Genomic DNA, 16,089 nt, shown 5'->3' on the forward strand with positions numbered 1-16,089 from the left:
CCGTGCTGTTTGTCTGCTTCAAGATATTTATCGACAGGCTCGTCGCCCGCTGGCGCCATAACGCTTTGACCGAGAGCGAGCGGGCTTGGGCGCAGGACGGGGAGCGGGCAGCCCTGTCGCTGTGAGGGAGGACCTGTTCTCTCGAGAGCTGTGAAAAGCCCTCGGCATCGGCAGGCGGGTCAGCTCAGAGGACATAGCTACGATTCTTCTGACGAGGGCTACGTTCGCGGTCAACGTCGCGACGATGGCGCTGGGCCTCGCTGCTTAGCTACTTCGGGCAGTGTGGCCGCACCTTTTGCCGAAACGGGCGTTCTTTTTGCCGAGTGGCCGCTGTCGTCCGCTTTCGCTAAAAGCTACAAAGTGGGAAAATGGCCGATGTACCAAAGGCTCGATTGAGGAAGCAGGAGCACTGGCATGTCGCGCAAACCTAAGCGTCTCGAACCGTTCGGCATCAAGGGGATTGAAGTCTCCAGGTTCCGTGCCATGCACGATCTCGAGATTGGGCTCGGGCAGCTCGTTACCGTGATAGCGGGACAGAATGGGACGAGCAAGTCCACCATATTGGGCATGCTGGGGCAACCGTTCGGGCTCAGGGACAGGAGGACCATCTTCGGTAGGCCGTTCAGCACCAAGTTCACGGACATATTCAACATGTCGCCCGATCACGATATCCCGGGCGAGCATCTCTATTACGTCGATTTCAGGGACGAGGCCATTTCCGGATCCCAGGGGCAGCACGTCCAGGTCAAATCGTTTAAGCGTCCCGCAAAAGACAAATCTTCCATTCGTATCGTGACCGGCTCCTCCCGAGCCAAGGGCGAGGGTAACATTGACTACCCCGTAATCTACCTCGGCCTGAAAAGGACCAACCCAGTCGGCGAGTTCCTTAACCCGCAGGCCGAGCAGACGGACTTTTCGGAAAGCGAGATCGAGCGCTTTAACCAGTGGTACGCTCGCGTTATGGTCGACCAGGATAAAACCACCGATGTTGTCAGGATGTCGAAGCACGGCCAGAAGGAGACCCTTCTCGTCAACACCGCCACCTACGACTACCTCGCCAACTCCGCCGGGCAGGACAACCTTGGACAGATATTGGGCGCCCTCATCTCCTTTGAGCGGCTCGCCGACGCCATGGGCGAGGAGTACAGGGGTGGCCTTCTCCTGATCGACGAGCTCGACGTGACCCTGTTCCCCTCCTCCCAGGTGAGACTTTTCGATTTGCTGAAGGAGCGGGCCGCTGCTCAGAGGGTGCAGGTTGTTTTCACCACCCACTCGATGACGCTCCTTGAGAAGGCCGTCAAGGAGACGCAGGGCAAAAACGATGCGGTTAAGGTCCTGTATCTCAAGAAGAGGGAGTCCGGGATCAGGCTGACGATAAATCCGCCGATAGACGAGATTCAAGCCGACCTCATGGTTGAGCCGCTGAGGCCGAAAAAGGGCCCCAAGGTCGAAATCTGGTGCGAGGACGACGAGGCGAAGTGGGTGCTCGGGCAGATAATGCCTTCGCGGCTGAAGCGGAAATGCGATATTGTCTCCGCGAAGCTCAGCTGCGGCGAGCTGGGAGAGCTCGCCGTTAGGGACATAGCCTCGCTGCGAGGCGTGTGCTTCGTTGTGGACGCCGATTCAAACAGGGATGCGGCAAAGAAGATAAAGGATTGCGCCAGAAGATTCGTGCTACCCGGAGGCGACAAGTCGCCTGAGCAGTCCATATACGATTTGCTTTGCGGCCTCTCGGACGAAGACGACTTCTGGAGCAATGGCAGGCATTACACCAAGCAGGTCATGCTCAGCCGATTTGCCGACTCAAAGCGCGACTTCGAGCACAACGGCGGGGATAAGGAGCGCAAGCACTACAAGAAATGGTTCAGGAGAGAGAAGGCCGAAGGGCTGTGGGGCGAAAACGGCTTGGCTGTCGCCGCCATCTGGAAAGAGAGGTATGAGTCGGAGATTAGGGACTTTAACGAGAAACTCGAGCGAAGAGTTGACGCAATCATAAAACGGCAGCAGTATGAACGGGAACAATAGAGAGGCCGCTTGTTCGACACATTGAGGAGGTGAGAAGATGGCGACTACGTACACGCCCATCAGGTATCCTGGCGGGAAGACGAAGCTGTACCCCGAGATCAGGGCGATCCTCGAGATGAACGACTTGCTTGGGCATCCCTACGCCGAGCTGTTCGCCGGCGGTGCGGGGCTGGCCATCAAACTTCTCCTGAAGGGCGACGTGTCCTCGATCGTGATTAATGATTACGACCGCGCCGTGTACTGCATGTGGGGTGCCATCGTCAATCACGCCGAAGAGATGTGCGAGTTCATCGACTCCGCCGTCTTGAACATCGAGACCTGGAAGAAGATGCGCGACATGTACCAGAATCATGACGGGGTGGGTGATTTTGAGCTCGGCAAAGCGGCTTTCTACCTCAACAGGACGAACGTATCGGGTATCTTGAGTGGCGGCGTCATAGGCGGGCTCGAGCAGACCGGCAACTACAAGATGGACGTTCGCTTCAACCGCAGGACCTTGAAGAAAAAGGTCATGGACATCGCGGCGCGAAGGGACGACATTGAGGTGACGAGACTCGACGCGGAGGACTTCATCGACGATAGGATGGGCGACTCTGAACTGTTTGCCTACCTCGACCCGCCGTATGTGCAGAAGGGCCCCGGTCTGTATCGCAGCGCGTTCGACGAGGCGAAGCATAGGTCGCTCGCCCGAAAGGTCGGCGATGCCAGGAGCAAGTGGGTCGTGACCTACGATGCCGACAAGCTCATCGACGACATCTACGGCAATTACGAGCGCGGGGACCTAGAGATTAGCTACACGGCCAATGTGAAGACCGTCGGCAGGGAGAAAATCATTCTCGGACCGGGCCTTGTCTGGCCTGAAGAGCTCTGACGCTTGGGGCTCACCCCCACTATGTTTCAAAAATGCTACACTTTTTGAAACATAACCCAAAAGTTGAGCCTTGATGCGCTGCCCTAAACCCTCCTTACCGTTCGCCTGCGTTTGCATTGGTGCTGAACGCAGCTAGGATATGCGCGTCGCGACAGCCCATCTTACGGCCGCGGTCGGCGGCTGGCCTTTATCGAACGGGCGTGAACGTCGAGCCCTGTGAAAGTGTTAGCATTGTTCATCGAATGCCCCTTCCATGAATGCGGCGTAGGCGCTGGTTGTTTGAACGCCATTATTGTCGGCCTAATCCGCGGATAAGCATGCAGGAGGGTTTCCCGGCTTTTCATGTCCTGCTCATAGCGTCTTGCTTTTGTTTTTCTGATGTTGCCAAGACTTATCCGGTTTCGAGCTTTTGTCCGATAAATCTCTTGCTGTTCGTCCAGATCCATTGATTTGGCAATCGTTTGGGCTTTTTAGCACGGTATCCTTCGAGTGTAACCAGAACTGTATTTCCTTGGGAGGCGAATCTATGCAGACATTGATGCCTCTTCGCACGACTGACGGACTTGATAAAAAGGACCTTGGCATAGGTAAAAAGTGACTCGCGAAAGACGGGGCTCGCCGTAAGCTGATTTGGGAATTGATACTGAAAATTGAATATAGCATTCAGGATTTCAACGCGACAATCGAAGGCAGGTTCAGCGGCAAGCCATAGGATGTCGTATACCTTGTTGTTCTCGACGATTGGATTAAGCGCTCTTATTGGCTGGTCAAGAACTGCCTGCGTGACGATGTCTCGAACGGATTTGAGTTCTCAGATCACGCAAGGCTTGAGCTTTGCCTGGACTTCTTTGAGTCTATCCGCTCTTTCGTGGTCGAGCACCCAAAAAGAACGAACAAACACCCTAAGTACGAATTCGACGGCGGACGGATTTGTGCGGATGTCCGCACCAAGTCAATCATGGATGGCTTTCCTAAGGCGAAGCTCTATCGCCTATACATAGAGGGTATCGTAGAGACCGAAAGCGTTCGGGACGATGATGTCGTCCTGGCAACAAACTCGGAAGATTGGAACGAGGACGGAGGACTCCATTTCCAAGGGCTTAGCTTTGACATTGGGGGTATTCGAGATGTCGCCTAGCTCTACATTGATGCTCTTTACGAGCTCGATCGTTACGTATCGAGATTGAGGAAGAAGGACTTCGAGTGAGGCGTTCGCCGTAATCTTGTGGCAGCTCTCGTCGAGGTTTATCCAGTTTTTGATTTTCGCCCGATGAATTATCTTGTCGCTCACGCGGATTTGCCGATTCGGCAATTGGCGAGGGGCTATCAAGGCGTCGCTTTGGGCATTATTTATAGAATAAAGACGACAGCATGAATTTGAGGATGTTCGCGGGAGATGCGAGGAGATTTTGTAATTCTCTTCTATAGCCTTTGCATCAGATTTAACATCGGTTGGTTAATTATGATTCACGCAATCAGCGAAGTTGAATAGAGGTGTTTGTGGTTAAGAACTTCTTTGTCACTTGCGGAGTATGTGGATGCGTGCATCGTTTGCGCGTCCAGGCTGGATTTGTTAATGACTACCCGGTTAGATACTTGTGTCCGCAGTGCCGGAACCGAATCGACGGAGCGGTTCGCCTTGACCCGAGCTGCGCTTTGATTGATTTTAATCTCGACCCTGGCACGGTTGCCTCCATGGATGGAAATTTAGATTGCGCCCGAGTTATGGTGGAGTTATCTGGTGAGCTTCCGTCATATAAAATATCAGTAGAACATTGTGCCTGCATGACAAGCCCCTTTATCAGAGCCTCTGGGCTGATTCCGTTTGATGAACTCAGCGAGCACGTGAGCGATATGGTTTATTGTCTTCATTATTACCGCGAAGACTGGCCTACCCTGAGGACCGCTTTTCAACTGTACTGCGATGGGCATGACGATTATGCGGATAAGGTTCTTTCGGAATTCGAACGCAAACTGCTCGACGAGGACAATCGACACTATCCCTTGCTGAGCCGAATCGCGAGAATGTCTTGGCTCGGTTTCCCCATGATTGCAGGAAGTGACGCGTATGAGCGCGCTGTTGAATGTGAAAAACTCGTTTCTGGTCTAGAGGCAGGGGCGCTTTCCGGCCTAGCAGGTTACTATCTCAAAACCGATATGAGTGCCAAGTCGCTGCTTGCTGAAATCAACGAAGTTCTGGATTCCGTAGCCGAATCTTATCCGGTTCTCCTCAACGGTTTTACTTTTCTTGTGGCGGGAGACGCCTATGACTTGGAAAAGTACGGTACGTTCTGCTGCACTCCTAGTGATATTGAGAAGCTTTATTGTCGGGAATATGAGCTTATTGGCAGCCTGCTTGTTCTGTTTATCGGGCTCGACAACATCGAATGTAACGGGGCGTTCGATGTCATGCCCAAAGGCGTAGACCTAGGTGCAAAGTCGTTCGACAAACTTTCTACAGCCCCTAAGGCAAAGCGATTCAACGCTGTCGGTACGGGCCCATTTACTGGCCTTATCAAGCAGTGTTGGAATCCGGTTCTGCGCAATGCATTTAGTCATAATCGGACAGATTTCGATTGCGCGACTCAAGTCATTCGCACTTTGCGTGAGGATGGGACCAACGATTCTCAAGGCAACACCTATTTGCTTGAAATGGTTCGCGATTGCATTTTGATGGCTCGGGAAATTATGGTAATTCGTAGTGTCATATTCCATTTCATTGGAAGAGGGCTGTGGTGACGATTGGGCTTAACGCTGATGTGTATGCACGGCGTAAATCGTGGTGCATATGTGCGTCAATCATCGTGCTAGGGGTGTGAAAGCGATATGCCATCGACGTCATCTCTGGCCATCTCCGTGTTTGCGCTCGCAAGGCAAGAATTAAGGTTTACTGCCTTAATTGGCATTGGCGCGTCGACGATCGCGTCTATAAATTTTTATGAACTGCGATATGGACTCATTGTTATAGCTAGGAGCCAAACATGGAAACACCCGCCGTTCTCTATCATTATGCAAGCCTAGATACGCTGGCCTTGATTCTACATAATCGGACTATCAGGTTCAGCCGGTTAGATAAGGTTGATGACCCACAAGAACAGCGTTCAGCAGACTCTCAAAATCTTGGAAAAATGAAGCTCGTCAGTTGTTGGACCTCTTCTGATGAGGAGAGCATCCCCATGTGGCGCGAGTATGCTGGAGCTGAATGTGGCGTAAGAATCCAGATGAAGAGTCATCCGTTTAGGCGGTACTCTGTGTCTACTGAGAGCCTCAATAAGTTATCAAGTGAAGCAGTTCTGAATGCCCTTGGTGGTTCATTTGATGGCCTTCATCTGCCTCTCGAGGAGTTTTGGGATAAAGACTATTTCTTTTTTGAAACCGCCCGTAATATCAACATGCTTCACAAGGTCGAATATACAAATGACGAGTCCCTTTTATTTCCAAAAGTGATTAGCACTTTTGGAAATGGTGGGGTTGAAGCTAAAATACTTGCCCTTGGAGTTCACAAAGCCGCTGCGTGGTCATATCAACAAGAGTGGCGTTATATCTTGTCAGCCGTTCCAATAGGTATCGCTAGTGTAAGCAATGTCCGAATAGATCGGGTTCAGAGAGCGAATGACATCATACTTGATAAGTGCAATCCTGGAATCCCGCCCTATTACGATCTCGTTATCTCTGATGAAGCTTTTTCGTCAATGAAGATCGTTTCTTCTCCAAAGATGACAAATGGCAACCGCGTAATTCTGGACGCGCTGGTAGAGAAATACGCACCAGGCATTGAGGTCGCAGAGAGCTCGATTGAGCTGGCATAGGTAGGTTCCCACCCTGACAGCTCCTCTCGAACCCTATCCATAGCTTCATGAAGCGCTTATAGGTTAAGGGCGTTCTCATAGTGGCCTCTAGGCGCCCGAGCCGGACGCTATCTCTACTTTCACCGATTGGCAAAACGATTTACACCTAATTATTGGCGCTGCTCAGGGACATTTTCTTTGTTTACGGCTTGATCTCGCTAAACTAATAACTGCTGCTACCAGGGCATTTTCTGGTGCACATTCTATTGGCTCCTGCGAAGATCGGAGCGGGTATGTTTGCTGCCGAGTCCTACACCAGCCGTCATTACATTGCGATTGTTGCCATGGCCTGCCTATGCGTTTTGCTGGGCGGGCCTTCTTATGCCGCGGGTGCGGAGAGCCTCATCATCGCGGGCGCGACGTACTACGAGCCGGGCGTGTCGGGCCCCGGCTGGGCCTGGACCGATGCCGACCACCTTGAGCTTAACGGCTACGCGGGCGAGGCCATCGGCGCCAAAGGCGACCTGGTGCTGACGCTTGCCGGGCAAAACTCCGTGACGGAGTCGCATGCGCCCGATGCGGACATCACGCTGTGCGGCATGGAGGTGTGGGGCAACCTGACGTTTCGCGGTACCGGGACTCTGACGGCGACGGGCTCGCAGTGCGGGATCCACATCTCGCAGGCGTTCGTGGTGGACGGCTGCACCGTCGATGTCCGTGCGGACGGGGCCGATATCACGGACGAGGCGGTGGCCGGCGTGATCGCCGGCGACATGGCCGTGCGCGGTGGCGGACGCGTCGTTGCCGCGGGCGCCGGGTCCGGAGCGGGCGTGCGCGCCTACGGCGTGTATCTGCAGGATGCGGGCCTTGGCGCTGGTGCGGCCGGCTGTCGGCTTTCCGTCGACGCCTCGTGGCTTGATGCGGCCGGTGCCGACGGCGGCGTTGCGTGCTTGGGCGGGTCGCTTGTGTCCGCGCGATTTGTGGCGCCTGCTGGCGGGGCTTTTGGTGCTGGTGGCGTGGTGGATGCTGCCGGTGCGGTGGCACAGCATGTGGTGATTGAACCCAAGGGCGCCACGGCGCCGGCGGGGGAGACCGGTGGGGGCGAGGTGACTGGCGATAGCGCGGAAAAGTCACCCACCGATGCTAGCCCCGCAGCCGGAGAGCCCACCACAGGCCCCACGGCAAATCCCTCTCTGAAACACGCGGCCACGCCAACCAAGACAACAAAGACAGTAACCAAGACCACGGTCGCCAAGACAACCAAGCCCAAGGCTGCCACCGCGACAACTGCGGCACTCCCCAAGACCGGCGACTGCAACTGGATCGCTGCATCTTTATCGTTATTCCTGCTGGGGTTGGTGCTTTTTGGTGCCACATATCGCTGCTGAGACTGCGCGACGCACCTAGCTGCAATACAAGACCTCTGTTGAAGCTTTAAGGGCAACATTTCCGGATAGGGAGCGTTGCCTTTTTCGTGCATGCAATGTATGACGTGCCATACCACTTAAATGACTATGTAATTACTTGCAATAACATAATCAACTATTGTATGTGCGTTATACTAAGGGTACACTCACGCGATTGGAAGGTCTAAAAATGGCAAGCTCAACATTAACCATCAGGGTTGACGACGACCTCAAACGCGAGGCGGCGGAAGTTGCTGATTACTATGGACTTGATTTGTCGTCCGTGACTCGCGCTTTCTTCAAGCAAATGGTCAACACCCATCGCATCCCGTTGACTTTTGCCCCTGAGGAGCCCAGTGCCGAAAGCCTTGAGGCCATTCGCGAGGGGGACGCTTTTCTTGCATCTGGCAAAAAAGGACGCTTTGACAATGGCGCCGATCTGATCGCTGCGGCGATGGCACAATGAGCACGTTAACCGCAGAGTTCTCTGCAGCCTTCTCCCGAGATTTAAAGAAAAAAGCAAAGCGCCGTAAATGGGATTTATCTGAGCTTCAAAAGCTAATTGACCTGGTGCTACAGAATACACCTGAGTCAATGGACATATTAAAGCGACGTCATAATATGCACCGGCTAAGCGGCAACTGGGCAGGGCGAAACGAATGTCACGTAGCAAACTCTGGCGACTGGCTTGTCATATGGTCATCAAACGAAGAGGTAGCTTTCTTTGAACGCACTGGCAGCCATGATGAGCTGTTCCGATAATTCCCTTAATATCGAAACCACCAAAACCATTCGGATTTCAACCTAATGGCATCCAATTTGTTCAATCTTGTTGGATATGTAGCTGCACAATGACGATTACCTGCCTATGCGTTTTGCTGGGCGGGCCTTCTTATGCAGCGGGCGCGGAGAGCCTCATCATCGCGGGCGCGACGTACTACGAGCCGGGCGTGTCGGGCCCCGGCTGGGCCTGGACCGATGCCGACCACCTGGAACTTAACGACTACGCGGGCGAGGCCATCGGCGCCGAGGGCGACCTGGTGCTGACGCTTGCCGGGCAAAACTCCGTGACGGAGTCGCATGCGCCCGATGCGGACATCACGCTGTGCGGCATGGAGGTGTGGGGCAACCTGACGCTTCGCGGCACCGGGACACTGAAGGCGACGGGCTCGCAGTGCGGGATCCACGTTTCGCAGGCGTTCGCGGTGGACGGCTGCACCGTCAATGCCCGGGCGGACGGGGCCGATATCACGGACGAGGCGGTGGCCGGCGTGATCGCCGGCGACATGGCCGTGCGCGCCGGCGGGCGCGTCGTTGCCGCGGGCGCAGGGACCGGAGCGGGCGTGCGCGTTTACGGTGTGTATCTGCAGGACGCGGGCCTTGGCGCTGGTGCGGCCGGCTGTCGGCTTTCCGTCGACGCCTCGTGGCTTGATGCGGCCGGCGCCGACGGCGGCGTTGCGTGCTTGAGCGGGTCGCTTGTGTCTGCGCGGTTTGTAGCACCTGTTGGTGGGGCTTTTGGTGCTAGCGGCGTGTTGGATGCCTCCGGTGCGATGGCACCGCATGTGGTGGTTGTGCCCGATGTCGCCACGCCTCCGGCGGGGGAGACGGACAGGGGCGAGGTGCCAGGTGGCGGGGCTAGTGAAACTGCTGGTGGTGCCGGTCCTGCTGCAGGGCAGCCCGGTGCTAGTTCGCCGACCGATCCCGCGGTGAAGCCTGCGGCCACGTCGCCCAAAACAAACATAACGACCAAGACGACGGTGACCGCGTCCTCCAAACCAAAAACCGCCGCTGCGACTGCAGTGACACTCCCCAAGACTGCCGACAACAGCTGGATCGCCGCTTCCTTAACGCTTTTCATTCTGGGAACAGCGCTCCTTGCTGCCGCATATCGCTGCTAAGGCCTCGTTTAAGTGAGACCAGGGGAGAAGTGAATGCAGCCATTGCAGAAGTCTTTAGCCTTCTACTAAATCAATTTATTAGAGATTGGTGCCGTATCAGCTATCGCTGCGACGGCACTATTTTATTCAGCTCAACTGCCTCTCGATCTATTACCGATGTTGAACCTTACACCCCATCTGCCAGAGCGATAAGATAATTGCAATTCAAATACTGCCGTTTATAAAGCTTCTTGTTCCGCTAAAGGATTGATATATGTCTAATGAAGCTAAAGTTGAGGTTGAAGATGTAGCCTCGTATATCAAATACATCAAAGGTCTTTCACCAACAATAAATGGTGACGCCAGAACAATTGAGTCTACATTTGTGTTTCGTGGACAAGGATCCACTAAGTTTGATCTTGTTCCGTCAATCGGAAGAGACAGTCTTTGGCGTAAACCGGGAAGTGACGCCATTTCTCCTATCATAGGCACCCTTAAGCACGAGGCGGATAATATTGAAACTGCGTGCCGCATATTGCCAAATGTTTTTAATCGAGATTTGCTTCCAATTGATCTTTTAGCCTGTCTCCAGCACTACGGAGTCCCCACCAGACTATTAGATGTCACTTCAAATGCACTTGCAGCCCTCTATTTCGCCTGCGGAAATCTGGATGACGTGGGCGAAGTATTTATCTTTAGGCGACCGGGAGGGGATAAGCAGGAATATCCCATCTGTCAGGCAATCGCGGACTCGTGGCATCTGTTTATGAACTCTAAAGTGTTATCAGACTTTGCTTCACTTGCAATATCTAGACCATACTTTGACTATCAACGTGATCTAGTGCTTTCAAATTGCCCTGAACCAACCGATCAGGCAAAATGGTTTAAGGAGTGCTGCGAAGACACGTTATTTGTCTACGGAACTAGATATCTTGATAGACAGGCCGCTCAGTCGGGGCAATATATCCTTTTCCCAAATGACATTCGTGGTGAAGATCCTTATTTTTCGTTTGAGGAATTCATAAGTCCACTACCCAAAGACAGCCCCGTAATAACCGGTCGTTGCATAGTGCCATCTGATAGGAAAGCATCAATACTGAACGAGTTGAGTAAACTTGGCATTACCGAAGCTTCGCTCTTTCCCGACAGCATTGAGAAGAGATGCGCCGGCATAGTGAGTGAGATTAAGAGACACTGTCACTGAAGATTGCTCTTAAAATCAGTGTAGAGAATTATGCTTCAGGCATTATGTCATACGTACTTATAAGGTTCATTGTCTAATATCTCAATTTAAAACCGATATTTGTTCAAAGCTAACAAATATCGGTTTTAAAACTATATAATTGTTTTTGTTATTTAAGGATGTCTGTGAATAATCGATTTATTTGAGAAGGATTCTAAAGATGATCCTCAATTTTTCATTTAAGAACTTTCAGAGCTTTCGAGATACTCAGCAGTTCTCGTTTGAACCGATTTCGAGCAAAAAGGAACTTGGACCCGTGCGAGTGGCTGCGGTTTACGGTGCAAACGCGTCAGGCAAATCAAATTTCTTAGACGCCCTAGACTTTGTCTCTTATTTTATTCGCAACGGTTACGCAACAGGTGATTCGAAATCTCATATACCTGTCATTCCTTTTTTACTTGACTCAGAGTCTCGATCAAGTGATACCGAGTTCTCGATTGAATTTACCGCCAGCAATTTGAAGTATGAGTTTTCATTTGGTGTAAACAAAAATGAGGTTACTTATGAGAACCTCACCGTATACCGGTCAAAACAGCCGTCCCTCCTCTATGACCGCACTTCGGTTAACGGGAAACAGTCGATTAAATTTGGCAGCTCCTTTACGGGCGCTAAAAAACAGCTTTGGGATATCACACGTAAAAACTCTTTGTTCTTATCTGTTGTTGCGGCGGCAGGCAATAATGTGATTCAGCCGGCATTCGCCGCTCTCGCCAACGATGTCTATCTCTACGACGCAACGCATTATCTAGCAGAACTTGCAACCATTAAAAAACTGTTTATCAACGATGACCCGCGAGCCCAAATGTTATCTCAGCTCATTAAATATGCTGACATCGGAATTGATGGCATGGACGTTCGTCAAGCTGAAGGCGTCCCTCGTTTAAAAGATTCACTCATCGGACCCGATGATATTCCAAAAGAGCCGCGCAATAAAAAAGCAGAAGACTTTAAATGGTCGTTCGCTTATGATCTGTTCTTCCACCATAAAGGCTCGGGAGATGGCTTTTGGCTGGACTCCGCCCATGAATCGGAGGGCACAAAAGCTGCGCTCGCGTTTTTCTCGGTAGCCTTACGCTCTTTAAGCAGTGGGGCCACAACAGTAATTGACGAGCTTGATTCGAGTCTTCATCCTACGCTCCTGCGCGACTTCGTCTCACTGTTCGCCGATCCCGACACAAATCCAAAGGGCGCGCAGCTAATCTTCTCAACCCATGATGTCACCTTGATGACGCGAACCAGCCCTATGGAAGAGGTACTCGAACGTGACCAAGTCTGGTTTGTGGAAAAGGACTCTGAAGGTGCTTCGCAATTAATTGCTGCGATGGAGTATTCCCCTCGTGCAAATGAGAATCTGGGGCGCAATTACTTAAACGGTGTCTATGTGCCGCTGCCCAACCCAAGTTTTCATCAACTTGTGGCCCAACTCATGAAGGAAGGCGCTGACATAAATGGCTAAGGCGGAAAGGAGAGGACTTGCTCGTGGCCGCAAAAAGCAAACAAGAGCCAAAAGAAAGCGCCACCTAATTGTGTCCAATGGCAAGGTGACCGAAACCGAATACTTTAACTTCCTTATTACTGAAATGGACGTTCGCGGAAGCGTGCGGTATCGGCATATTGACGGAGACCCTTTGAAGGTCGCCAAGCAGCTTTCGCGAGAGCTCGATTCAGATAAAAAGGCCGTTAAAGCGGGCGAAATCGAAGCATTGAGTTCCGCATGGATCGTGGTCGATTCAGATGAGTTCAGAAATCTAGCCGCAGCAGAACGAGAAGCAAAGACAAAAGGAGTTAGGCTCGCGATCTCCAATCCATGCTTTGAAGTATGGCTAATCGATCATGTCTCACCATGCCCGGAAACTTTTGCATCGACGCCACAATGTGAGAAAAGAGCGCGCGACCTTGGCGTTCTAAAATCTACTGACCCCAACAGGTCCTCCGCGTCAAAGTTCAAGTCGGTAAATCTCGAAATGATTGATGGTAACAAGGGCCTGGCTTTGACCAATGCCGCAAAGCACAATACGGACGATAAACGTCGTGCAAGAGAAATGAATCCGGACAACGTTGCCGCCTATCAAGTATGGACAGACTTGCCTGATCTTGTAGATGACGTATTTGGGTCGGGTAACTAGTGTGATTCATCCCGCGTTAGGGGCAGGCTTTTAACTCAAAAATTCGTAAACGAGGTAGCAATGCTATGGAGCTATGTTCAGCTAGAAGACGGCACTGGACGCGCTGTCTGACAGCCCCGAGCCCAAAGACAACCAGTACTTTGCATGGATCCAGGACCTTGTTTCCGGAAACCGCACGCGAGAAGAACTCGCCGACGAGCTGCGCCGCGGTTGCGTTGTGGGCATGGGCGATCCGTCGCACGTATAAAATCAAAGCATCCGCACGCCTGCCATTATCTTGATTGGACGCCACATGGAACTCCCTAGCATCCTGTGCAGCAATGTGTGCGACTTCGAATTTTGCCCCGAGCCCTGCTACGACCGCCTGGTCGACCTCGCCGACCCCGAGGACTGGGGTCCCGGCAACCGCATCCTCAAAAACTACCTGTCGTTCTCGTTTAGCCGCGCGGTGTTCCTAACCGAGCGCGACGTGGACCAGACCGCGCCGTCCAACCTGCCTTTGGTGTTCGACGACGACCGCTGCCTGTTTAACACCGGCCTGTACACGCGCCGCTACGAGACCATCTATGGCTTTTTTGAGCCCAACACCAAGCCCGACGCGCGCCAACGCTGGTTTTTGAAGGGCTTCTTTAAGGAAAGCGACCCCATGCTGGTCTCGTTTGAGTACCTGCCGTGCCGCGTGCGCTTTGCCGAGGACCCCTCCGAGCTGGTCTTTGACTATCGCCTGCCTATCCGTTCCAACATCGACCACATTCTGGGTGATGAGGAGAACCTGACGCGCATCCCCGCCAGCCTGATGGGGGAGGGCAATTCGCTGCTGCTGCGCCGCGCCTTTGAGGGCACCGTCGTCGAGGCCGCACGCCGCGCGTACCTGTCTCACGCTCGACATGGCTTACAACAACGCGCGACTTATCTGCCGTCCCGAAACCTCGTGGATTAAACGATAAATGGTGGTTAAGCTGCGGTTTTGTTGGTTGACTGGGTTGAAACAGTGCGATTTGCTCTCACGAATTTACAATCGAGGGCAAAAAGTTCTTGGTAAACCACGCGCGGCTATGATAGTATCTCTTTTGCCGAAAGGCGACGGGCGATTGGCTCAGGGGTAGAGCATATCCTTCACACGGATGGGGTCACAAGTTCGAATCTTGTATCGCCCACCATCTAAAGAACAGGTCAGAGGTGTTAAGTCTCTGGCCTTTTTCTTTTTGACACCAAGCTTGACACCAAACTCGAATCGAAAAATTTAAACGCGTTTCTAGCTGATCTCTCATGTGCTGACGTCATCGCGCGTTTTGCATAAAGCTCATGCGATCTTTCATTGAATTTGCCATGGGATTCACGCACAAATGTGGAGATAGGGACCACGACCCCAGAACGCCTGCCAGCAGATTTGTGCCACGCGGCGATCTTTAGACGAAATGCGTCGAGCTATTTGTCGGCATTTGGTCAGCTTCCAGTACTTACCCGCATGATGCGCCAGTAGATAATCGACCTTACCCGCAATCCGCACGGCCCGCGGACGAAACCAGGGGAGGCCCACATGGACGAGATCGTCTGCGCAAACACCGCGTTCCGATACTGGCGCTGCCCACCGCAAGTGCGCGACCTCTACCCGCGCTTGCCCAACTCAGAAGACGGCTGGCGGGCCCTATCCCAATCACCCTTCGTAACCGAAGTCCTCAAGACCCCGATCATTACCACGACAGCACCCGGCGGCGTTAACTACCATTCGGGATTACGGACAACAATCCACTGTGATGATGCTTCGGAGGTAGATAGCACGCTGGAAACCGCGATGAGCTTTAGGGTTACCAATCCACTTGCGACGCTATTCACCATGGCGCGCTTTCTGTCTCCAACCGATCTTGTCCTTGCCATGTACGAATTTTGCGGATGGTTCTCAGTCTTTGAGCCCACGGTAGCAGTAGAAGCGGAACTAGACAAAGCCAATGAGGCTGCCGAGAATGCAACCACCGAATCCCTCTTTGACCTTGATGAAAGCCAAGACGAACCACAATGGAAACGCGTTTATGCGCGCATAAAAGTCAAAGAACAGGTAAACACGAAGGAGCCCTACGGACAAAAGAAAACGAAGGAGGTCACAAGGCTAAAGGGCACTTCGCTCTGGATGAGAAAGCCGCTCATCGAATTACACGAGCTTCATGAGTACGCCAGTAAGATGAAAAGACGAAAGTGGGGTACAAAGTTTTACAACGCCGCGCAGCTGGTGACAGGTATAGCAGCTTCTCCGCTTGAAGTTGCAGGAATTTTATTACTATCGCTTCCTCGCTCGCGCGGCGGTGCCGGCTTTCGAAACGTATATATTAACGACCTTACACCGCTTACCGCATCGGCGCAGAGAATTGCAGGGCAAAAAGTCTGCTACGGGGATATCGTGATCGTAAATCCAACCATAATGAAAGCAGGCATCGTGGAGATTCAGGGAGAGGTTATCCACGGATCAGGCGCCGTGCTGGGCCACGATGCCAAACGCATGACGGCGCTGCAAAGTATGGGGTATGACGTCTTCCTGGTTACGCACGACATGCTTAACGATGCCGAGCAGCTTGATGCGATCGTGAGAAGTCTTTGCTCGCGCTTGGAATTACGCTATAGGTGCAAAACTAAGGCGCAAAAGACGACGGAAATGGAGTTGCGAGCCAACGTACTATGCAACTGGCTGGAAATCGGTCGTTAGACGGGTGCCTTGCTCATTTCCGGGCGCCCTCGGTCGGCTGTCTGCGATGCCGCCG

General features: G+C 52.7%; 12 protein-coding genes, 1 tRNA gene and 1 pseudogene. All 14 read left to right on the forward strand.

Annotated elements, in window-relative coordinates; all coding sequences use genetic code 11:
- The first annotated feature begins 414 nt into the window (after nucleotides 1–414).
- The 14 genes and pseudogenes from DW823_RS04565 (at nucleotide 415) to DW823_RS04640 (ending at nucleotide 16,034) form a co-directional block, all read left to right on the forward strand.
- Entirely contained in the window at nucleotides 415–2,025 is a 1,611-nt protein-coding gene (locus DW823_RS04565; RefSeq protein ID WP_118080641.1) for an AAA family ATPase, read from the forward strand.
- A 37-nt stretch (nucleotides 2,026–2,062) separates the two neighbouring features.
- Nucleotides 2,063–2,896: a DNA adenine methylase gene (locus DW823_RS04570; protein WP_117776518.1), complete on the forward strand. Its 834-nt coding sequence runs from the start codon at nucleotides 2,063–2,065 to the stop codon at nucleotides 2,894–2,896.
- Between the two features lie 1,656 nt (nucleotides 2,897–4,552).
- The gene (locus tag DW823_RS04580; RefSeq protein ID WP_147350651.1) at nucleotides 4,553–5,635 is read left to right on the forward strand and encodes a hypothetical protein; all 1,083 of its coding nucleotides are present in this window, start codon (nucleotides 4,553–4,555) and stop codon (nucleotides 5,633–5,635) included.
- A 242-nt stretch (nucleotides 5,636–5,877) separates the two neighbouring features.
- Nucleotides 5,878–6,705 carry a DUF2971 domain-containing protein gene (locus tag DW823_RS04585; protein ID WP_118080645.1) on the forward strand — a complete coding sequence of 276 codons (828 nt, stop codon included), beginning with the start codon at nucleotides 5,878–5,880 and terminating at the stop codon, nucleotides 6,703–6,705.
- Nucleotides 6,706–6,977: 272 nt separating this feature from the next.
- Nucleotides 6,978–8,072: a hypothetical protein gene (locus DW823_RS04590; RefSeq protein WP_118080647.1), complete on the forward strand. Its 1,095-nt coding sequence runs from the start codon at nucleotides 6,978–6,980 to the stop codon at nucleotides 8,070–8,072.
- Nucleotides 8,073–8,280: 208 nt separating this feature from the next.
- Entirely contained in the window at nucleotides 8,281–8,556 is a 276-nt protein-coding gene (locus DW823_RS04595; protein WP_117641040.1) for a type II toxin-antitoxin system RelB/DinJ family antitoxin, read from the forward strand.
- A complete protein-coding gene (locus DW823_RS10040) occupies nucleotides 8,553–8,852 on the forward strand; it encodes a type II toxin-antitoxin system YafQ family toxin (RefSeq protein WP_117641041.1) in 300 nt (99 codons plus the stop codon). The genes DW823_RS04595 and DW823_RS10040 overlap by 4 nt, the downstream gene beginning before the upstream one ends.
- 89 nt (nucleotides 8,853–8,941) lie before the next feature.
- Entirely contained in the window at nucleotides 8,942–9,988 is a 1,047-nt protein-coding gene (locus DW823_RS09670; RefSeq protein ID WP_147350652.1) for a hypothetical protein, read from the forward strand.
- A 253-nt stretch (nucleotides 9,989–10,241) separates the two neighbouring features.
- Entirely contained in the window at nucleotides 10,242–11,171 is a 930-nt protein-coding gene (locus tag DW823_RS04610) for an FRG domain-containing protein (RefSeq protein WP_118080651.1), read from the forward strand.
- A gap of 199 nt (nucleotides 11,172–11,370) precedes the next feature.
- A complete protein-coding gene (locus DW823_RS04615; protein ID WP_118080653.1) occupies nucleotides 11,371–12,666 on the forward strand; it encodes an ATP/GTP-binding protein in 1,296 nt (431 codons plus the stop codon).
- Complete coding sequence (locus tag DW823_RS04620; RefSeq protein ID WP_117776526.1) at nucleotides 12,659–13,336, forward strand: RloB family protein; 678 nt, start codon at nucleotides 12,659–12,661, stop codon at nucleotides 13,334–13,336. Before DW823_RS04615 ends, DW823_RS04620 begins: the two co-directional genes overlap by 8 nt.
- A gap of 292 nt (nucleotides 13,337–13,628) precedes the next feature.
- Nucleotides 13,629–14,283 (forward strand): annotated as a pseudogene (locus tag DW823_RS09840) (DUF3825 domain-containing protein).
- A 138-nt stretch (nucleotides 14,284–14,421) separates the two neighbouring features.
- A tRNA-Val gene (locus DW823_RS04635) sits at nucleotides 14,422–14,496 on the forward strand.
- Between the two features lie 380 nt (nucleotides 14,497–14,876).
- A complete protein-coding gene (locus DW823_RS04640) occupies nucleotides 14,877–16,034 on the forward strand; it encodes a hypothetical protein (protein ID WP_118080655.1) in 1,158 nt (385 codons plus the stop codon).
- Nucleotides 16,035–16,089 lie beyond the last annotated feature (55 nt).

The sequence above is a fragment of the Collinsella sp. AM34-10 genome (genome assembly GCF_003469185.1).
Taxonomy (GTDB): Bacteria; Actinomycetota; Coriobacteriia; order Coriobacteriales; family Coriobacteriaceae; genus Collinsella.